This window comes from Pseudomonas sp. AF03-9, from assembly GCF_020515815.1.
Taxonomy (GTDB): Bacteria; Pseudomonadota; Gammaproteobacteria; order Pseudomonadales; family Pseudomonadaceae; genus Aquipseudomonas.
Genome location: NZ_JAHPJF010000021.1, coordinates 73,493 through 90,159, shown reverse-complemented (window position 1 = coordinate 90,159; position 16,667 = coordinate 73,493). Strand labels below are relative to the sequence as shown.

The 16,667-nt window shown below is 61.8% G+C and carries 12 protein-coding genes; 2 read left to right on the top strand and 10 right to left on the bottom strand.

The window, feature by feature from the left end; translation table 11 throughout:
• Positions 1-395 precede the first annotated feature (395 nt).
• The 10 genes from LIY36_RS23525 to LIY36_RS23480 all read right to left on the bottom strand — a co-directional run bounded on the left by LIY36_RS23525 (position 396) and on the right by LIY36_RS23480 (position 13,963).
• Positions 396-2,099, bottom strand: coding sequence for an AMP-binding protein (locus LIY36_RS23525; RefSeq protein WP_226457353.1), 1,704 nt, complete (start codon positions 2,097-2,099; stop codon positions 396-398).
• A 31-nt stretch (positions 2,100-2,130) separates the two neighbouring features.
• Positions 2,131-3,429, bottom strand: coding sequence for an acetyl-CoA C-acetyltransferase (locus tag LIY36_RS23520; protein ID WP_192300869.1), 1,299 nt, complete (start codon positions 3,427-3,429; stop codon positions 2,131-2,133).
• Positions 3,426-4,316, bottom strand: coding sequence for a MaoC/PaaZ C-terminal domain-containing protein (locus LIY36_RS23515; RefSeq protein WP_226457352.1), 891 nt, complete (start codon positions 4,314-4,316; stop codon positions 3,426-3,428). Before LIY36_RS23515 ends, LIY36_RS23520 begins: the two co-directional genes overlap by 4 nt.
• Positions 4,317-4,319: 3 nt before the next feature.
• Positions 4,320-5,663, bottom strand: coding sequence for a 3-oxoacyl-ACP reductase (locus LIY36_RS23510; protein ID WP_226457351.1), 1,344 nt, complete (start codon positions 5,661-5,663; stop codon positions 4,320-4,322).
• Between the two features lie 87 nt (positions 5,664-5,750).
• Positions 5,751-8,276, bottom strand: a complete 2,526-nt coding sequence (locus LIY36_RS23505; RefSeq protein WP_226457350.1) for an acyl-CoA dehydrogenase — start codon at positions 8,274-8,276, stop codon at positions 5,751-5,753.
• Between the two features lie 292 nt (positions 8,277-8,568).
• Positions 8,569-9,993: an outer membrane protein transport protein gene (locus tag LIY36_RS23500; protein WP_226457349.1), complete on the bottom strand. Its 1,425-nt coding sequence runs from the start codon at positions 9,991-9,993 to the stop codon at positions 8,569-8,571.
• Between the two features lie 128 nt (positions 9,994-10,121).
• Entirely contained in the window at positions 10,122-10,625 is a 504-nt protein-coding gene (gene praB, locus LIY36_RS23495) for an alkane oxidation protein activator PraB (protein WP_226457348.1), read from the bottom strand.
• Between the two features lie 133 nt (positions 10,626-10,758).
• Positions 10,759-11,253, bottom strand: coding sequence for an alkane oxidation protein activator PraA (gene praA / locus LIY36_RS23490; RefSeq protein ID WP_192300863.1), 495 nt, complete (start codon positions 11,251-11,253; stop codon positions 10,759-10,761).
• 136 nt (positions 11,254-11,389) lie between these two features.
• Positions 11,390-12,670 (bottom strand): alkane 1-monooxygenase, encoded by a 1,281-nt coding sequence (locus tag LIY36_RS23485; protein ID WP_226457347.1) that lies wholly within the window; start codon positions 12,668-12,670, stop codon positions 11,390-11,392.
• A 294-nt stretch (positions 12,671-12,964) separates the two neighbouring features.
• Positions 12,965-13,963, bottom strand: a complete 999-nt coding sequence (locus LIY36_RS23480) for an alpha/beta fold hydrolase (protein WP_226457346.1) — start codon at positions 13,961-13,963, stop codon at positions 12,965-12,967.
• 274 nt (positions 13,964-14,237) lie between these two features.
• Here LIY36_RS23480 and LIY36_RS23475 point away from each other — a divergent pair, with 274 nt between their 5' ends.
• Together LIY36_RS23475 and LIY36_RS23470 are read left to right on the top strand one after the other, a co-directional pair.
• Positions 14,238-15,770 (top strand): flavin-containing monooxygenase, encoded by a 1,533-nt coding sequence (locus LIY36_RS23475; protein ID WP_226457345.1) that lies wholly within the window; start codon positions 14,238-14,240, stop codon positions 15,768-15,770.
• Complete coding sequence (locus tag LIY36_RS23470; protein ID WP_226457344.1) at positions 15,767-16,657, top strand: SDR family NAD(P)-dependent oxidoreductase; 891 nt, start codon at positions 15,767-15,769, stop codon at positions 16,655-16,657. The genes LIY36_RS23475 and LIY36_RS23470 overlap by 4 nt, the downstream gene beginning before the upstream one ends.
• Positions 16,658-16,667: the final 10 nt, after the last annotated feature.

The following is a 16,667-nucleotide window of genomic DNA, read 5'->3' as shown; positions in this document are numbered from 1 at the left end:
GAGGCTGCGAAGGCGGCGGTACTGTTGGTAGAGGTTTCGGCTGAACCACCGCTTTCGAGGGCAAGCCCGCTCCCACATTTGAGCTGTGTTGCTGGGCTGTCAGCACTCGGCTGGAGATCCCTCGGGCACCGCCAATCCCCTGTGGGAGCTGCCGAGCTTTAGCGAGGCTGCGAAGGCGGCGGTACTGTTGGTAGAGGTTTCGGCTGAACCACCGCTTTCGCGGGCAAGCCCGCTCCCACATTTGAGCTGTGTTGCTGGGCTGTCAGCGCTCGGCTGGAGATCCCCCTCACACCGCCAATCCCTTGTGGGAGCTGCCGAGCTTTAGCGAGGCTGCGAAGGCGGCGGTACTGTTGGTAGAGGTGTCGGCCTCAATCATCGAGTCCCCCGCCTGTTTATCAGCGTAAGGCCCTGCGCAGCACCTTGCCGACTGTGGTCTTGGGCAGTTCGGTAGTCCGAAACTCCACGTACCTGGGCACCTTGTACCCCGTCAGGTATTCCCGGCAATGGGCGAGAATCTGTTCCTGCGTCAGGTTCGGGTCCTTGCGCACCACGATGATCTTGACCTTCTCCCCGGTCACCGCATCCTCGACGCCCACGGCTGCCACTTCGGCGACGCCCGGGTGCAGCGCCACCACGTCTTCGATCTCGTTGGGATATACGTTGAAACCCGAAACCAGGATCATGTCCTTCTTGCGGTCCACCAAGCGGATGTAACCGCGTTCGTCCATCACGCCAATATCCCCGGTCGACAACCACCCCTCGGCATCCAGCACCTCGGCCGTCTCTTTCGGGCGCTTCCAGTAGCCCTGCATCACCTGCGGGCCACGCACTTGCAGTTCGCCCTGCTCGCCGATGTCGGCCAGTTCACCGTCTTCGCGGATAAAGCGCACCCAGGTCGACGGCAACGGCACGCCGATGCTGCCGGTAAAGTCCATCTCGCGCATGCGCGCAATGTTGATCGGGCTGATACTCACCACCGGCGAGCATTCGGTCAGGCCGTAGCCTTCGATAATCGGCAGCCCGGTGACCTCCTTCCAGCGCTTGGCCACCGCGGTGTGAGTGGCCATGCCACCCGCAATCACCATGCGCAAATCGGAAAAGTCCCGCGCGCAGAACTCCTTGTTCTCCAGCAAACCGTTAAACAAGGTGTTGACCCCGGCAATGCCGTTGAAGCGTTCCTTGCGCAGGATCATCTGCACCCGCTTCACATCACGCGGGTTGGCGATCAGGATGTTGCGCCCGCCCAGGCACATGAACATCAGGCAATTCACCGTCAGCGAAAAGATGTGATACAGCGGCAGCAAGGTGACGTTGGTTTCCTGTTTGTCCTGGTCCAGTTGGTCACCGACCCAGGCCTTGGCTTGCAGCAGGTTGGCGATGATATTGCGGTGGCAGAGCATCACGCCCTTGGCATCGCCGGTGGTACCGCCGGTGTATTGCAGGAAGGCCAGGTCGTCGAGGCCCATGGGCACCGGGAAGTGATTGAGCGCGCGCCCTTGCGTGAGCACCCGGTTGAAGCGCAACGCACCCGGCAGATTGAACCGCGGCACCTGCTTTTGCACGTGACGCAGGATGAGGTTCATCGCTGCCCCCTTGAAGGTGCCGAGCAAGTCACCGATGGCTGCCACCACCACGCGCTTGACGTTGCTGCCAGCCACGGCCTTTTCCAGGGTGTGGGCGAAGTTCTCGAAGATCACCACCGTCTCGGCACCGCTGTCCTTGAGCAGATGCTTGAGTTCATGGGCGGTGTACAGCGGGTTGACGTTGACTACCACCGCACCAGCCAAAATCGTACCCAACAGGCAGATCGGGTACTGCAAGCAGTTGGGCATCATCAGCGCCACGCGGTCGCCTTTCTGCACGCCCTGCCCTTGCAGCCAGGCGGCGAACGCGATGCCCTGGATGTGCCAGTCGGCGTAGGTCATTTCGGTGCCGATGCTCACATAGGCCACACGCTCGCGGAATTTTTCCAGGTGCTCCAGGAACACTTCGCGCAGCGACGGGTAATCCTCGATCCCGGCATCGATGTCCGCTGGCACGCCAGGCAGGTACGCGTTCAGCCAGATCCGTTCGGTGTGTTCCAGGCTTACAGTGCTCATGGCAGTCTCCTTGTTGTTGTTTTTGATAGAGCTACTTTTCGACGATGGCGGTAATGCCCAGCCCGCCTGCAGCGCAGATGGAAATCAGGCCGCGCCCGCCGCCGTTCGCATGGATGGTCTTGGCCAGCGTCGCCAGTTGCCGGCCGCCAGTAGCGGCAAACGGATGGCCACAGCCCAGCGAGCCGCCGTTGACGTTCATTTTGGCGCGGTCGATGGCGCCCAGCGGCGCGTCCAGGCCCAGGCGTTCGCGGCAGTAGTCGGCGTCTTCCCAGGCCTTGAGCGTGCACAGCACCTGGGCGGCGAAGGCTTCGTGGATTTCAAAGAAATCGAAGTCCTTGAAGCTCAGGCCCTCACGCTGGAGCATGCGTGGCACGGCGTAGGCCGGGGCCATCAGCAGGCCCTCGGTGCCGTCGACAAAATTCACCGCCGCTGTTTCGCCGGTGCGTAGATACGCCAGCACCGGCCAGCCATTGGCGGCAGCCCATTGCTCGCTGGCCAGCAGCACCACCGAGGCGCCATCGGTCAACGGCGTGGAGTTACCCGCCGTGAGCGTACCGTTCTGGCGGTCGTAGGCCGGGCCCAGGCTGGCGAGTTTCTCCAGGCTGGTGTCGGCACGCAGGTTGTTGTCCCGCGCCAGGCCACGATGGGGGCTGATCAGGTCATCGAAAAAGCCCCGCCGGTAGGCGGCGTCGAGGCGTTGATGGCTGGTCAGCGTCAGCTCATCCTGGGCCAGGCGCTTGATCTGCCAGCGCTTGGCCATTTCCTCGCAGTGCTCGCCCATGGACAGCCCGGTGCGCGGCTCGCCATTGCGCGGCAGCAATGGTTTGAAAAACATCGACGGGCGCACCTTGAGCAAGCTCTTCACCTTGTCGCCCAGGCCTTTGGCGCGATTGGCCGCGAGCAAGGTGTGGCGCAGGGCTTCGTTGATGCCGATGGGCGCATCGGAGGTGGTGTCCGCGCCGCCTGCGATACCCACTTCGATCTGGCCGAGGGCGATTTTATTCGCCACCAGCAGTGCCGCTTCCAGGCCAGTGCCGCAGGCTTGTTGCACGTCGTAGGCCGGTGTGTCCGGGGACAAGGTGGTGGACAGCAGCGACTCCCGCGCCAGGTTGAAATCCCGCGAATGCTTGATCACAGCCCCGGCGGCAAACTCGCCAAGACGCTGGCCGTGCAGGTTATAGCGGTCGACCAGACCTTGCAGCGCCGCCACCAGCAGGTCCTGGTTGCTGTCGTGGGCATACACGGTGTTGGAGCGAGCAAACGGGATACGGTTGCCGCCGATAATCGCCACACGGCGAGTCGGAGCCGGGTTGAAGCTGTAGTCAGTCATCGACGGTTCTCATTCCAGACAAAGAGCCCGCGCATGTGCGGTTTATCACCGGCAAAATTGCGCACCTCAAACTCACGGCGCGGGCCGCTTGCGGGGTGGTTCCACAGGGCGACCTGGCCAGGCAGGAAAATCGGCAGCTTGAAGTCGCAATGGGCCTCGGCCTGGTCCAGCCCGCCGGGCGGTTGCTGGGCTGCAAGTGCGCGGCCGAGGGTCCACATGCCGTGGGCAATGGCGCGCCGAAAGCCAAAGAGCTTCGCGCCGATCACCGAGGTGTGGATCGGATTGAAATCCCCCGACACCCTGGCAAAACGCCGGCCAAGGTCGGCGGGCAACACCCAGCGCTGGGTGCGCAGCAGGCCTTCTTCCTGCAACGGCAAACCATCATTCCACGGCTCACCGACCGGATTTTTTACCTCTCGGCGCAGGTACAGGCTGTCGCTTTCCCACACCAGGCTGCCTTCACTGTAGGCACGGGTGGCGATGCTCAGCGCCTGGCCCTTGGGATGCGCGACCCAGCGCGCGCAGAACACTTCCAGGCGCAAGGCCTGGCCCTCGTGCAGGCGCCGGTGCTGACGGATGCGATTGGCCAGGTGCACCATGCCGCTGGCCGGGTACGGAAAACTTGGCCGCGTCAGCAGCATCAAGTGCAGCGGGAACGCCAACACATGGGGAAACGACAGCGGCACGCCCTGCTCATGGCGAAAACCGCAGGCACGCCCATAGGCGCCAATCTCGGCAGCCGACAACGCCACCGCCGAGCGCACCAGACGTTCCACGGGCAGCGCGGGCGGCCCATCGAGCTCTGGTTTACGCAGGCCGCGCAGGCCATCCATCAGCAGTTGGCTGCGCGACGGCGGTGGATCGATAATCTGTGTCACGTAGTCCATGGCTCAAGCTCCCAGCAGGCTTTGCCCGCACACCCGTACGACTTGGCCGTTGACCGCGCCGGACGCCGGATGCGCCAGCCAGGCAATCGTCTCGGCCACATCTATCGGCTGGCCGCCCTGGGACAACGAATTCATGCGTCGTCCCGCCTCGCGGATCATCAGCGGGATCTTCGCGGTCATCTGGGTTTCGATAAACCCCGGTGCCACCGCATTCACCGTGACCTGGCGCGCCGCCGCCTGCGGCGCCAGGCCCTGCACCAGGCCGATCACCCCGGCCTTGGAGGTGGCGTAGTTGCTCTGCCCGAGGTTGCCGGCGATGCCGGAGATCGACGACACACACACGATGCGCCCACCAGGATTGACGCCCTGGTTGTCCAGCAGCGCATTGCTCAGGTGCAACGGCGCTTCCAGGTTGACCGCCAGCACACTGCGCCAGGCGGCTTCGGTCATTTTGGCGATGGTTTTGTCGCGGGTGATCCCGGCGTTGTGCACCACCACGTCGAAAGCGCCGTATTGGCCGACATGGGCGTGCAACAAGGTGGCTGCGTCGGCGCTGGTGATGTCCAACGGCAACGCAGAACCGCCTACGCTGTCGGCCGCCTGTTGCAGGGATTCCTGGGCCTGGGGCACATCCACACACACCACGTGCGCACCGTCGCGGGCCAGCACCTGGGCAATCGCCAGGCCGATGCCACGGGACGCGCCGGTGACCAGTGCGCGACGGCCGGTGAAGGGTTTGTCCCAGTTGACGGCAACGTGGCCATCGACCGGCGGTTCCAGGCGCACCACTTGCCCCGAGACGTAGGCCGAACGGCGCGACAGGAAGAAGCGCAGGCTGCTGTCCAGCGCGTCTTCGGCGCCCGGCGCAACATAGAGCAATTGCACGGTGATCGCGCGGCGCAGTTCCTTGGCCAGCGAACGCACCAGACCTTCCAGCGCACGCTGGGCGATGGCCTGGGGCAAGTCCGCACAGTGTTCCGGCGCGGTGCCGAGCACCACCACACGGCCGTGCTGGCCGAGACGCTTGGCGTTGGCGTGGAAAAACACATAGAGCTCATCGAGTTGTTGCAGGCCGCTGATGTCGCTGGCATCAAACACCGCACCCTGCACCTTGCCGGTGGACGGCGCCGTGAGGGTCGCCGCGGTGGCGGTGACCGTGTCGGTGGCGCTGAACAGCTGTTGCACTTGTGCGGTCAGGCGCCCTGCCCCGGCGACGATCACCGGGTTGGCCAGGCCGGGCTGGCCGCTGCGGTGGCGTTGCAGCGCCAAGGGCTGCGGCAAGCCGATGGCCTGGGCCAGGCGACGGCCCCAGGGGGAGTTAACAAAAGATAAGTAGCTGTCACTCATAGAAAGATCCACTCACAGTGTCTTGACCTGTAAACCCGGCCCCTGTGGGCGCCGGCAAGCCCGACGCCCACATTGGCCGCGTTGCAGCTAATTCACCGAGGCGTTTTCGCCTTGGCTGCTACGGCGCTTGGTCGCCGGTTCCAGCGCTTGCTTGCGCTGCTGCAACGCTTCCAGCAGCCCGAAGTCCTGCGGGAAGTCGTCGACCTGGATCGCGTGGTCGGCGTATTCCACATACCGCGCCAGCAAGCTGTCTTCGTCGTCGCTGATCAAATCCAGCGCCCGCGCCTTGACGCGCCAGGCGGTGAAGGCCGTGGCGGAAATCGGCAGGGGTTCGATCAGGCCTTGTTTGATCGCAGGTTTGAGCCGTGCGTCGATCAACTCCACCTGTGGCAATAAACGGAACCCCAGTTCGCCATACGCCAACTTGTCGATTTCCGGCCGTGGGATGTAGGAATTGGCCAGCAGACGGTCGCGGGTTTCGCCGGGGGTCTGCACCACCTCGGCCACTTGGGCCAGCAGGTGATCCGACGGTTTGCGCGATGGAATCCCGAACGGAAAACTCAAGCCGCGCAGCACCGCCGCAGCCGCTTGCGACGGGTAGTTGGCGAGCACTTCGGCCAACGCTTCATGCGCTCGCAGCAAGGCATCCTGGGCCGACCAGTGCACCAGGGGCAGGTCCGCCTGCGGCCGACCGTCGTCCTCGAAGCGCTTGAGCACGCAGGACAAAATGTACAGCTGCGACAGAATATCCCCCAGGCGTCCGGTGATACTTTCCTTGCGCTTGAGCGCACCGCCGAGCACCCCCATGGAAATGTCCGAGACCAACGCCAGTACCACCGACAGCCGATTGGCCTGGCGGTAGTAGGACGCCAGCGCCGGGTCGGTCTTGGCTGGTGCGGAGAGTAGCCGCCCACCCGTCAGAGAATGCACCGCCGCGCGTACGGTGTTGGCCAACACAAAGCTCACATGGCCGAACATTGCGCTGTCGAACTCTTCCAGGGCTTTGCGCCGGTCAGGGTTGCGCGCCGCCTCCATCTCGCGGAACACATAGGGATGGCAACGGATCAGGCCCTGGCCATAAATGATCAGGCAGCGGGTCATGATGTTCGCGCCTTCTACCGTGATGGCAATCGGGCTTTGCTGGTAGGCACGGGCGAGGAAGTTGTTCGGCCCCATGCAGATACCCTTGCCGGCGACGATGTCCATGCCGTCGTTGACGATAATCCGCGCACGCTCTGTCACGTGGTACTTGGCGATGGCCGAGATCACCGAGGGCTTCTCCCCCGCATCGAGGGACGCCACCGACACCTTGCGCACCGCATCGCAGGCATACAGGTGCCCGGCCATGCGCGCCAACGGTGCCTGCACGCCTTCGAACTTACCGATGGGCAGGCCGAACTGTTTGCGCATCGCCGCGTACGCCGTGGTGCCGCGCACCGCCACCTTGCCCAGGCCGACGTTGGCCGACGGCAGGGAAATGGCGCGCCCTGCTGCCAGGCATTCCATCAACATGCGCCAGCCATTGCCGATCTGCTCGCGGCCGCCGATTACCCATTCCAGTGGGATAAAAACGTCTTTGCCGGTGGTCGGGCCGTTCTGGAATACCGCGTTCAGCGGCCAGTGGCGCCGACCGCTGTTGACGCCGGGATGGGACGTCGGAATCAACGCACATGTGATGCCCAGGGAGCCGGCGGCGCCGAGCAAACCGTCCGGGTCTTCGGCGCGGAACGCCAGGCCGAGCACGGTAGCGATGGGGCCCAGGGTGATGTAGCGCTTGTCCCAGGTCACGCGAAAACCCAGGACTTCCTGGCCCTCATGCCTGCCTTTGCAGACGATGCCGAGATCCGGAATCGCCCCGGCATCGGAGCCCGCGTAGGGGCTGGTCAGGGCAAAACACGGGATGTCTTCGCCCCGCGCCAGGCGCGGCAGGTAGTAGTTGCGCTGGGCATCGGTGCCGTAATGCAGCAGCAGCTCGGCCGGGCCCAGGGAGTTGGGCACCATCACCGAAATCGCCGCCGCCGAGCAGCGCGTCGACAGCTTCATCACCACCTGCGAATGCGCGTAATGGGAGAAGCCTTTGCCGCCGTACTGCTTGGGGATGATCATGCCGAGGAAACCGGCGTCCTTGGTGTACTGCCAGCCCTCGGGGGACATGTCCTGCCAGACCTGGGTGGTTTCCCAGTCATTGGCAATGTCGCAGAGGGTTTCCACCTCGTTGTCGAGGAAGGCTTGTTCTTCTGCGCTGAGGCGCGCTGGCGCGGCGTGCAACAGACGTTGCCAGTCGGGTTTGCCGCTGAACAGCTCGGCGTCCCACCACACCGTGCCAGACTCGATGGCCGCGCGCTCGGTGTCGGACATTGCCGGCATGATTGTACGAAACAGGCCGAGGGCCTTGTTGGTCAACAATACGCGGCGCAAGGGTTTGATGCTCAGCAGCGCAGCCGGTGCCAGCACCAGCAGCGCTGCGACCGTCACGCCAACAGCAGCCACTACGTTGAACAGGTAGCCCACTGCCAGCCAGAGCAGGCCGGCGCCCAGCCACAGGGTGGCGGCAGCTTGTCGATACGCCAAAGCAATCGCGGCTGCGAAACCCATCAATAACCAGATAACCATAGGGATACCTCTACTCGATTCAGGGTACGGCTGTGACGCGACAGGTCCTACAGACCTGCGGCGTAAAGCCACACTACAAACTTGGAAAGATAAATTCAAATTTTGTTTTGAAATTTTTATTTAATGCTTGGGCGAAAAAATCACCGACTGAACAGGGTCAGCCAGATACGTTGATTGAGTGGGAAATCGGAACGGGTCGCGTGCGACCCGTCGATGCATGACCGGCATGGAATACGACAGAAAGATGCGCTGACTGCCCACTCATACCGGTATTGCGGGACGTTACGCGGGATCAGAACTCGTAGGTCACCCCCAGGCTGACGACATCGCCGTAGGCGTCGGCTTTACCGTCCAGCGATGCACCGCCAAGACGGTCCTGGTTGTGGGTTTTCAACTTGGCCTTTTCCACGAATTGGTGGGAGTAGGAACCGTCGATGCCCAGGCCGGGGATGGCGCGGACTTTGTAGCCAAAGCCCAAGGAGGTGAAGATCCGGTCGCCGTCCGGGATACGCGGGTCGCGGGTGGAGTTGCGGGTCGGTGTCTGGTCAGTCGCCACACCGGCGCGCAAGGTGAAGTCGTCGGTGAGTTTGTAGTCGCCACCGAGGGAGACCATCCAGGCATCCTTGTAGTTGTAAGGGATGGCGACGATGGTCGAACCTTCAGACTTCAACGTCAGGTTTTTGAACGATGACCATTGGGTCCAAGTGACACTGGCGCCGAGGGTCAGGCGGTCCAGGCTGCCGGTGAAACTGTGTACCCAGTCGATGGAAGCGTTGGCAGGCACATCCAACTGCGTCGAGGCTTTACCGTTCATTTGCAGGTTCAGGCCAGGGTACAAAAGACCCGGCAACCCACCCTCGATCAGCCCCGTCGACCCTTCATCGGCGTAGATATTGTATTTGCCCTCAAGCTTGTTCTTGATCTTGGCGTGGTAGTTCAAACCGACAGTGTCCTGCAGTGTTGGTTTCCAGGCCAGGCCGGCAAACCAACCCACCGAGGTGTTGTCGACTTTGACGCGCATCAGCGAATAGCCAATGCCCGCCGGAAATTGAGTCGAATTCGGCGCAAGCGCCGCCGCCGCATACAAGTCAACGTTCTGGCTGACGAAACCTTTGGTGTGCTGAACAATTGCACCAGCGCCGATAGAGAATTGATCATTGACCTTGAACGACAGCGATCCGGTCAACCCAACGGTTTCGATCCGTGTGTCAACCGCGAAATCCCGGCCCTTCCAGTCATTGTCCCAGGTAGTACGCGCGCCCATGGGCACGACTTGGCTCAGGCCAAAGGCGAAACGATCACCGATAGGCATGACCATGAACCCAGTCGGCAGCCAGGCCGTAAAACCGCCTTGGCCACCATCACCGGTGCGCGGCACTGAAGTGGGCACAAAGGTATCGGGGTCAAAGGTCGTGGATGACGTAGGGTTGCCGGCATAGTCCTTGGCCGTGCCTTTGTATTTGATATTAATGCGTGCGTAGTCAACATTGAACTGCGCAATGTTGTGATCAATAAACGCCATGGCGGCAGGGTTGTTAAAGGCCGATGACGGGTCATTCTTAAACATCGAACCACCACCAAAAGCCCGACCCCAACCTTCTGCCCCGAAGGTCGGAGTAGAGAAGCCACCGGCATGTGCCGAGCCGGCAGTCGCAATCAAGCCTCCCAACAACGCAAGACCGAGGAATGCGTGCGCCTGCTGTTTCTTATTGTTCATGCTCCACTCCTTATTATTGTTTTCAACCATGATCGGTTGCGCCGATATGGCCTGAAGCAGCAGGTGCCTTTTGCAAGACACCTGCTTTTTTTCAACGTGTGATCACCACGTCAAATCAGCCAGTTGCATTAAGGGTTAAGCGTGAATTGCGGAGACGGTGTGACATTGAGCGCGGTGATCTTGCACTTGCCGACTGTTTGCGCAGTACCGATGGTCAGGGCATGGGTCGCGTTATCGAACTTCACATCGATCGTGGTAGGGGCAGTGGCGCAATCATTTACGATCTTGAAGTTAACGCCAGACACCGTGCCGGTGTACACGCCCGACGTACCGGCGCCAGGCGTCAGTGTCCAAGGCAGGCCCAGCAGAACCGGAACGCCACACAAGCCGCCGCCGGTAACAGTGGCGCCGGTGATCGACGCTGAAGCCCCCCCAGCGGCAACTGAGCCGGTGAAAACAATGCCGCAGTTCACAGGGATGCCAAGAGACGCTGGCGAACTCACGGCAATCGTACCGCCTGGCGTGGTGAACGCTGTTGGGTTAGGGGTAATGGTGCTGGCATTGGCCATCGACGCAGCACCCATGCAAACAGCCAAAGCAGACAACGATACGAGGGTTTTCAAACTTTTCATTGTTTTTCCTCACATGTTATGGCGAATTCATTTCGCCAGGGGGTAATGGCCATGAACGAGAGGTCACGGTGAAACTGCAGAACTTCCCTTTCCAGCCAAATCTCAATTCGATTACCACAACAACATCTGATGCTTATTCAACAACCTTGAAGTTTGGCGGCATCTTGATCGATACCGTTTTGATCTTGCAGTCTTCGCCAATCGGTACATTGCTCGCTTCCAACTTGCCGGTGGCGTTATCCCACGTGCCATCGGCCGTTGATGGCCCGCACTTGCCGCCCAGGCCAAAGGCGTGCACATCCACGCTGATCTTCGACATGGAACCACTCTTGGTGTCTTTGGCGATCAAGACCCACGGCAAGTTGATGGCTTCGACGCGGCTGCACTTTAGGCCGCCGTCGAACTCGACTTTATCGACATTCACCGAAGTGCCGTCGGCCGCAACTTTGCCGGCGACCTTGATGGTGCAGTCGGCGCTGATCAGCGCGCCCTTGGAAAAGCTGATCGGGCCCTGGGCCGTAAAGGCGCTGCCGGCGGGCTCGATGCGCGCGGCCTGGGCCTGTTGATAGGCAATCAACCCAAGTGCGGCCAATACGAGGTGGCTGGTGAACCTGGCAGGTGTGTGCATGGTGTACGTCCTTCCCTTGAAATTATTGTTGTTCGGGTCAAACAAACTTCTTGCAACTAACGTTCAGCGTAATTCGGGCGATAAAAACCTGCGCGATACACAGATCCCGAGTCTACTGTTGATCTATCAGTTCACATTAGAACGGCTTGGCACTGCCGCTGTACTTCTCCAGATACTTCAAGCGTTGCGACGGCTGAAGATTGGTCAGGGTTATATCACCGGCATAGTGATTGAGTACCCGATGATCCATGCGGCGTCGCCACAAGTAGGGAACATAGGCCCACACAATCATGCTCGCGTAGCCATAAGGAAGTTGCGGTGATTCATCAAAGTGGCGCAACGACTGATAACTACGAGTGGGGTTGGCATGGTGGTCGGAGTGCCGTTGCAGTTGAAACAGGAAGATATTGGTGACAATCCGATTACTGTTCCAGGAGTGGCGTGGCGAACAACGTTCATAACGACCATTGGGCAACTTCTGACGCTTGAGGCCGTAATGTTCGACATAGTTGACCACTTCAAGCAGCGAGAACCCGTAGATGCCCTGGATCAGCAGGAACGGAATCACCGCTGCCCCCAACCAGGCGATCATCGCGCCCCACAACACCACGCTGTACATCCAGGCGCTGAGCACACCGTTGCGCCAGTGCCAGGCCGGCAGGCCGAGTTTGCGCAGGCGTTCGCGCTCGAGGTTCCAGGCCGAACGGGCGCTGAACCACACCGAGCGCGGCAGGAAGGCCCAGAAGCTTTCCCCCAGGCGTGAGCTGGCCGGGTCTTCCGGGGTGGCGACGCGCACGTGATGGCCACGGTTGTGTTCGGTGTAGAAGTGCCCGTAGAAGGTCGGCGCCAGGGTGACCTTGGCGAGAAACACTTCCAGCGCATTGGGTTTGTGCCCCAGTTCGTGGGCGGTGTTGATGGCAATACCGGTGGCGGCGCCGGTCGACATGGCCATGCCCAGGTAGGTGAACCAGCTCAGCTCGCCATGCAACTGCGTACGCGCGGTGATGTAGGCGGCGGCGCGGGCCGGCCAGCTGGCGGGGTCGAGATCGGCGACGGCGTGCAACAGGCCGCCCCCAATGATCCAGTCGATGCCGCCGGCGGCCAGCCAGCCGGTGATCACCACCGATGAGATCACGAACAGCACGCCGGTGTAGACGATCCAGCGGTAGTAGCGTTGGGATTCAAGCTGGCTGACGGCGGATTCGGGCGGGTTGCTGACGTCTTCGCCGAGCAGGCCGTCGATCAGTGGGATCAGGCCGAAGATCACCAGTACACCGACCCACCACAATTGCTGGATGCCCGTACTGATGGCAAGCGCGCCGGACAACAGCGGCGTGGCCAGCGGCATGATGCCCAACCACCACAGGTGGCGCTTGCCGTCGGTCCATACACTTGGCGCTGCGAGGGTCTGGTTCATGGCAGCCTCCGCGACAGGGAGACCCGAAACAGGTTCGTGGAGCGTGGAATGCTCCAGGAAATTGACCATGCGATAAAAGGCGTTTTTTTCATTTTTATTCGCTCTTAGGCATTTCAAAAATCATTTCAAAATATAAATTGAAATATTTTTTTAAATAAATAACGCGGAATCGATAGGTCGTCAACTACTTTTTCGAGGGCTTTTTTACGTGACCGCACAGTCTGTTTTTCAGCTGTTTGGTCAGGTCTCTAGAGCAAGCATTTGCGCCGATCCACCCCGCAATGAGGGCCACGTTTATTTGTTCGCCATGGCAAATGGCGGGTGCAAAACCGTGGCGGTTTGCGGCGCTCGGGCGCGTTTGGCGACCTGCTGCACCACCTCGACCACACGCGCGGCGGCGGTGATCGGCAGCATATGGCCGCGCCCTTCCACCAACTGCAGCTTCAGCCCCGGCACCTTGTCGGCCAGGGCCTGGCCATGTTTGCGAAAGTCCAACACCTGATCCCGTGCGCCATAGATCAGGCCGATGGGCAGGCGCAGTTGCGGGTAGCGCTTGACCATGGCTGGCAGGTGATCGTTGACACGATTGATCTCGGTGGAGGCGGCGTAGAAGTTGGCGGGGCGCATGCCGAGCATGCCGCCGCCACGGGTGGCAAAATCCTCGGGCGCGGGGTCCGGTGCGAATACGCCCCTGACCACTGAACCTTGGGTCAGCAGGCCGATGGGCACGGTCAACGTGTGTGACAGCCAACGTCGCAGCCACGCCGGACGAACGGCCAGCGACAGGAATACCAACGGCAACATCCGCTGCGGATGGCTCAACGGCGCCACCAGTACCAACCCGCCCACAGCCTGGGGATGATCGAGGGCCAACGCCAGGGCAATCGCCCCGCCGAGGGAGTGACCCAGCACCAATGGTCGTTCAAGACCCAGCGCCTTGATGAACCCGGCGATTTGCCGCGCCTGGCCCGGCAGGTCGGCCGGGGTACCCGCATGCCGCGTGGAATACCCCGATCCTGGTCGATCAACGCTGATCACCCGGAACTGCTCACGCAACGGGGCGGACAAGGCATACGTCAGGTTACGACTGCTGCCCATCAGCCCGTGAATCATGACCAGCGGCGGGCCCTTGCCCTCCTCCACATAATGAAAGCGCTCGCCATCGACCTCGACGAAGCGCCCATCAATCGGCACCGCCGCTTCAATGCGCCGCGTCATCCGCGCACTGAATCGCCATAACAGCGCACTCCCCCCTGCCAACACAGCCGCAGCGACAACCCACTCGACAGCCATAGCTCGGTCCTCTGCTTCCCTGCTGCTGGCGACCCGACCGGGATTGGTCAAGGCCTCAGCCACCGTCCACCCTGGACCTAGACTCTCTACATAACGTGCGCGTCCGTCGGACAGATCGCACCTGAGGAACAAGGTCGTAGCGTAGGCGATATTTTCAGGTAGATTATTTAAAATCTTTTTTAAAATAAATAATTCAATTTTCCTTTGCAATGGTGTTTTATCTAAAAGACAAAACAAAAACAGGAGCACCGCAGATGCCCACGAAGGACTGCCTATGAATGCCCACGACGAGGTCATCGACATCGCCATCATCGGTTCCGGCTTTGCCGGTTTGTGCATGGCCATCAAGCTCAAGGAAGCCGGCTGGCGCGACTTCTTTATCGCCGAACAAGCCGACACCCTCGGCGGCACATGGCGTGACAACAGCTACCCCGGTTGCGCCTGCGACGTGCAATCCCACGTGTATTCGTTTTCCTTTGCCCCCAACCCGGACTGGACCCGGCAGTTCGCGCCGCAAGCTGAGATCCGCGCCTACCTGGAGCAATGCGCCCGGCGTTATGAACTGGCGCCGTTCCTGCGTTTTGGCATGGGCCTTGAGCGCGCCGTGTTCGACGAGGCGCAACAACGCTGGCAACTGCGCTTCAGCAACGGCCGCCAGGTCAGCGCGCGCGTGCTGGTGTCGGGCATGGGCGGGTTGTCGCGTCCGGCACTGCCAGCGATCCCGGGGCTCGAGAGTTTCAAGGGCAAACGCTTCCACTCCCAGCAGTGGGACCACGACTACTCACTCAAAGGCAAACGCGTCGCGGTGATCGGCACCGGCGCCAGTGCCATCCAGTTCGTGCCACAGATTGCGCCGCAGGTTGCCCATCTGGACCTGTTCCAGCGCACGCCGCCATGGATCATGCCCAAGCCGGACCGGGCGATCTCATCGCTCGAACGCTGGCTGTTCAAGCACCTGCCGTTCACTCAGCGTCTGGTCCGCGGCGCCTTCTATTGGGCGCTGGAAGGCCGTGTGGTGGGCTTTGCCCTGCATCCACGGTTGATGACCATGGTGCAAAAAATCGCCCAGCGCCACCTGCACCGGCAAGTGGCCCGCCCTTCCCTGCGCAAGACCCTGACGCCGGACTACACCATCGGCTGCAAGCGCGTGCTGATCTCGAATGACTACTACCCGGCGCTGTCCCGCAGCAACGTCGAGGTGATCACCGACACCGTGCAGCGCATCGAAGCCGATGGCGTAGTCACCGCCAACGGCATCAAGCACCCGGCCGATTGCCTGATCTTCGGCACCGGTTTCCAGGCCACCGACCCACTGCCGCGCGACTGCATCATCGGCCGTGGCGGCATCGACCTGCTGGACACATGGCGCGATGGCGCCCATGCCTACAAAGGCACCACCGTGCCGGGCTATCCGAACCTGTTCCTGATCGTCGGCCCCAACACCGGCCTGGGGCACAACTCGATGATTCTGATGATCGAGGCCCAGGTGACTTACATCCTCGACGCCCTGCGGCAAATGCAGCGCCATCGCATCGCCAGCGTCGACGTCAAGCCCGCCGTGGAAGAGGTCTACAACCGCCAACTGCAAGACCGGCTCAAGCGCACCATCTGGAACACCGGCGGCTGCCAGAGCTGGTACCTCGACCCGCGCACCGGCAAGAACACCACCCTGTGGCCCGGTTCGACCTGGCGCTTCAAGCAGGTCACCCGGCATTTCGCGCTCAAGGACTACGTCGCCCAGTTGCTGCCGATCCAGGCGTGCGCCGTCACTGCGCCCCACGCCACCGTCGAAGGGAGCCTGTCATGAAATCTTTCAACGGCCGCGTGGCCGCAATCACCGGCGCCGCCTCCGGCATGGGCCGTGCGCTGGCCCTGGCGTTGGCACGGGAAGGTTGCCACCTGGCACTGGCAGACAAAAATGCCCAGGGCCTGGCGCAGACCGAGGCAATCATCAAGACCATGACGCTGGCGCCGATCACGCTCACCACGCAGGTGCTGGATGTGTCCGACCGCGAGGCCATGCAAGCCTGGGCCAGCGACACGTTCGCCCGGCACGGCCAGGTCAACCTGATCTTCAACAACGCCGGCGTGGCGCTGTCGAGCACCGTGGAAGGAGTCGACTACACCGACCTGGAATGGATCGTCGGCATCAATTTCTGGGGCGTGGTGCACGGCACCAAGGCATTCCTGCCGTACCTCAAAGCCAGTGGCGATGGGCATGTGATCAACACCTCGAGCGTGTTCGGCCTGTTCGCCCAGCCGGGCATGAGCGGCTACAACGCCACCAAGTTCGCCGTGCGCGGCTTTACCGAAGCCCTGCGCCAGGAACTCGACCTGCAACGCTGCGGTGTCTCGGCGACCTGCGTGCACCCCGGCGGCATCCGCACCGACATCTGCCGCAGCAGCCGCATCGACGCGAACATGACCGGCTTTCTGATTCACAGCGAGCAACAAGCCCGCGCCGACTTCGAGAAGCTGTTTATCACCGACGCCGACACGGCCGCCAAGGTGATCCTGCAAGGCGTACGCCGCAATAAGCGCCGCGTGTTGATCGGCCGGGACGCCTACTTTCTCGACCTGCTCGCCCGCTGCCTGCCGGCGGCCTACCAAGCGCTGGTGGTGTTCGCCAGCAAACGCATGGCCCCCAAACCGCGCACGCCGGTCCTGGAAACCAACGACGAGCCCCGTCTCTGAACAGGAGCAC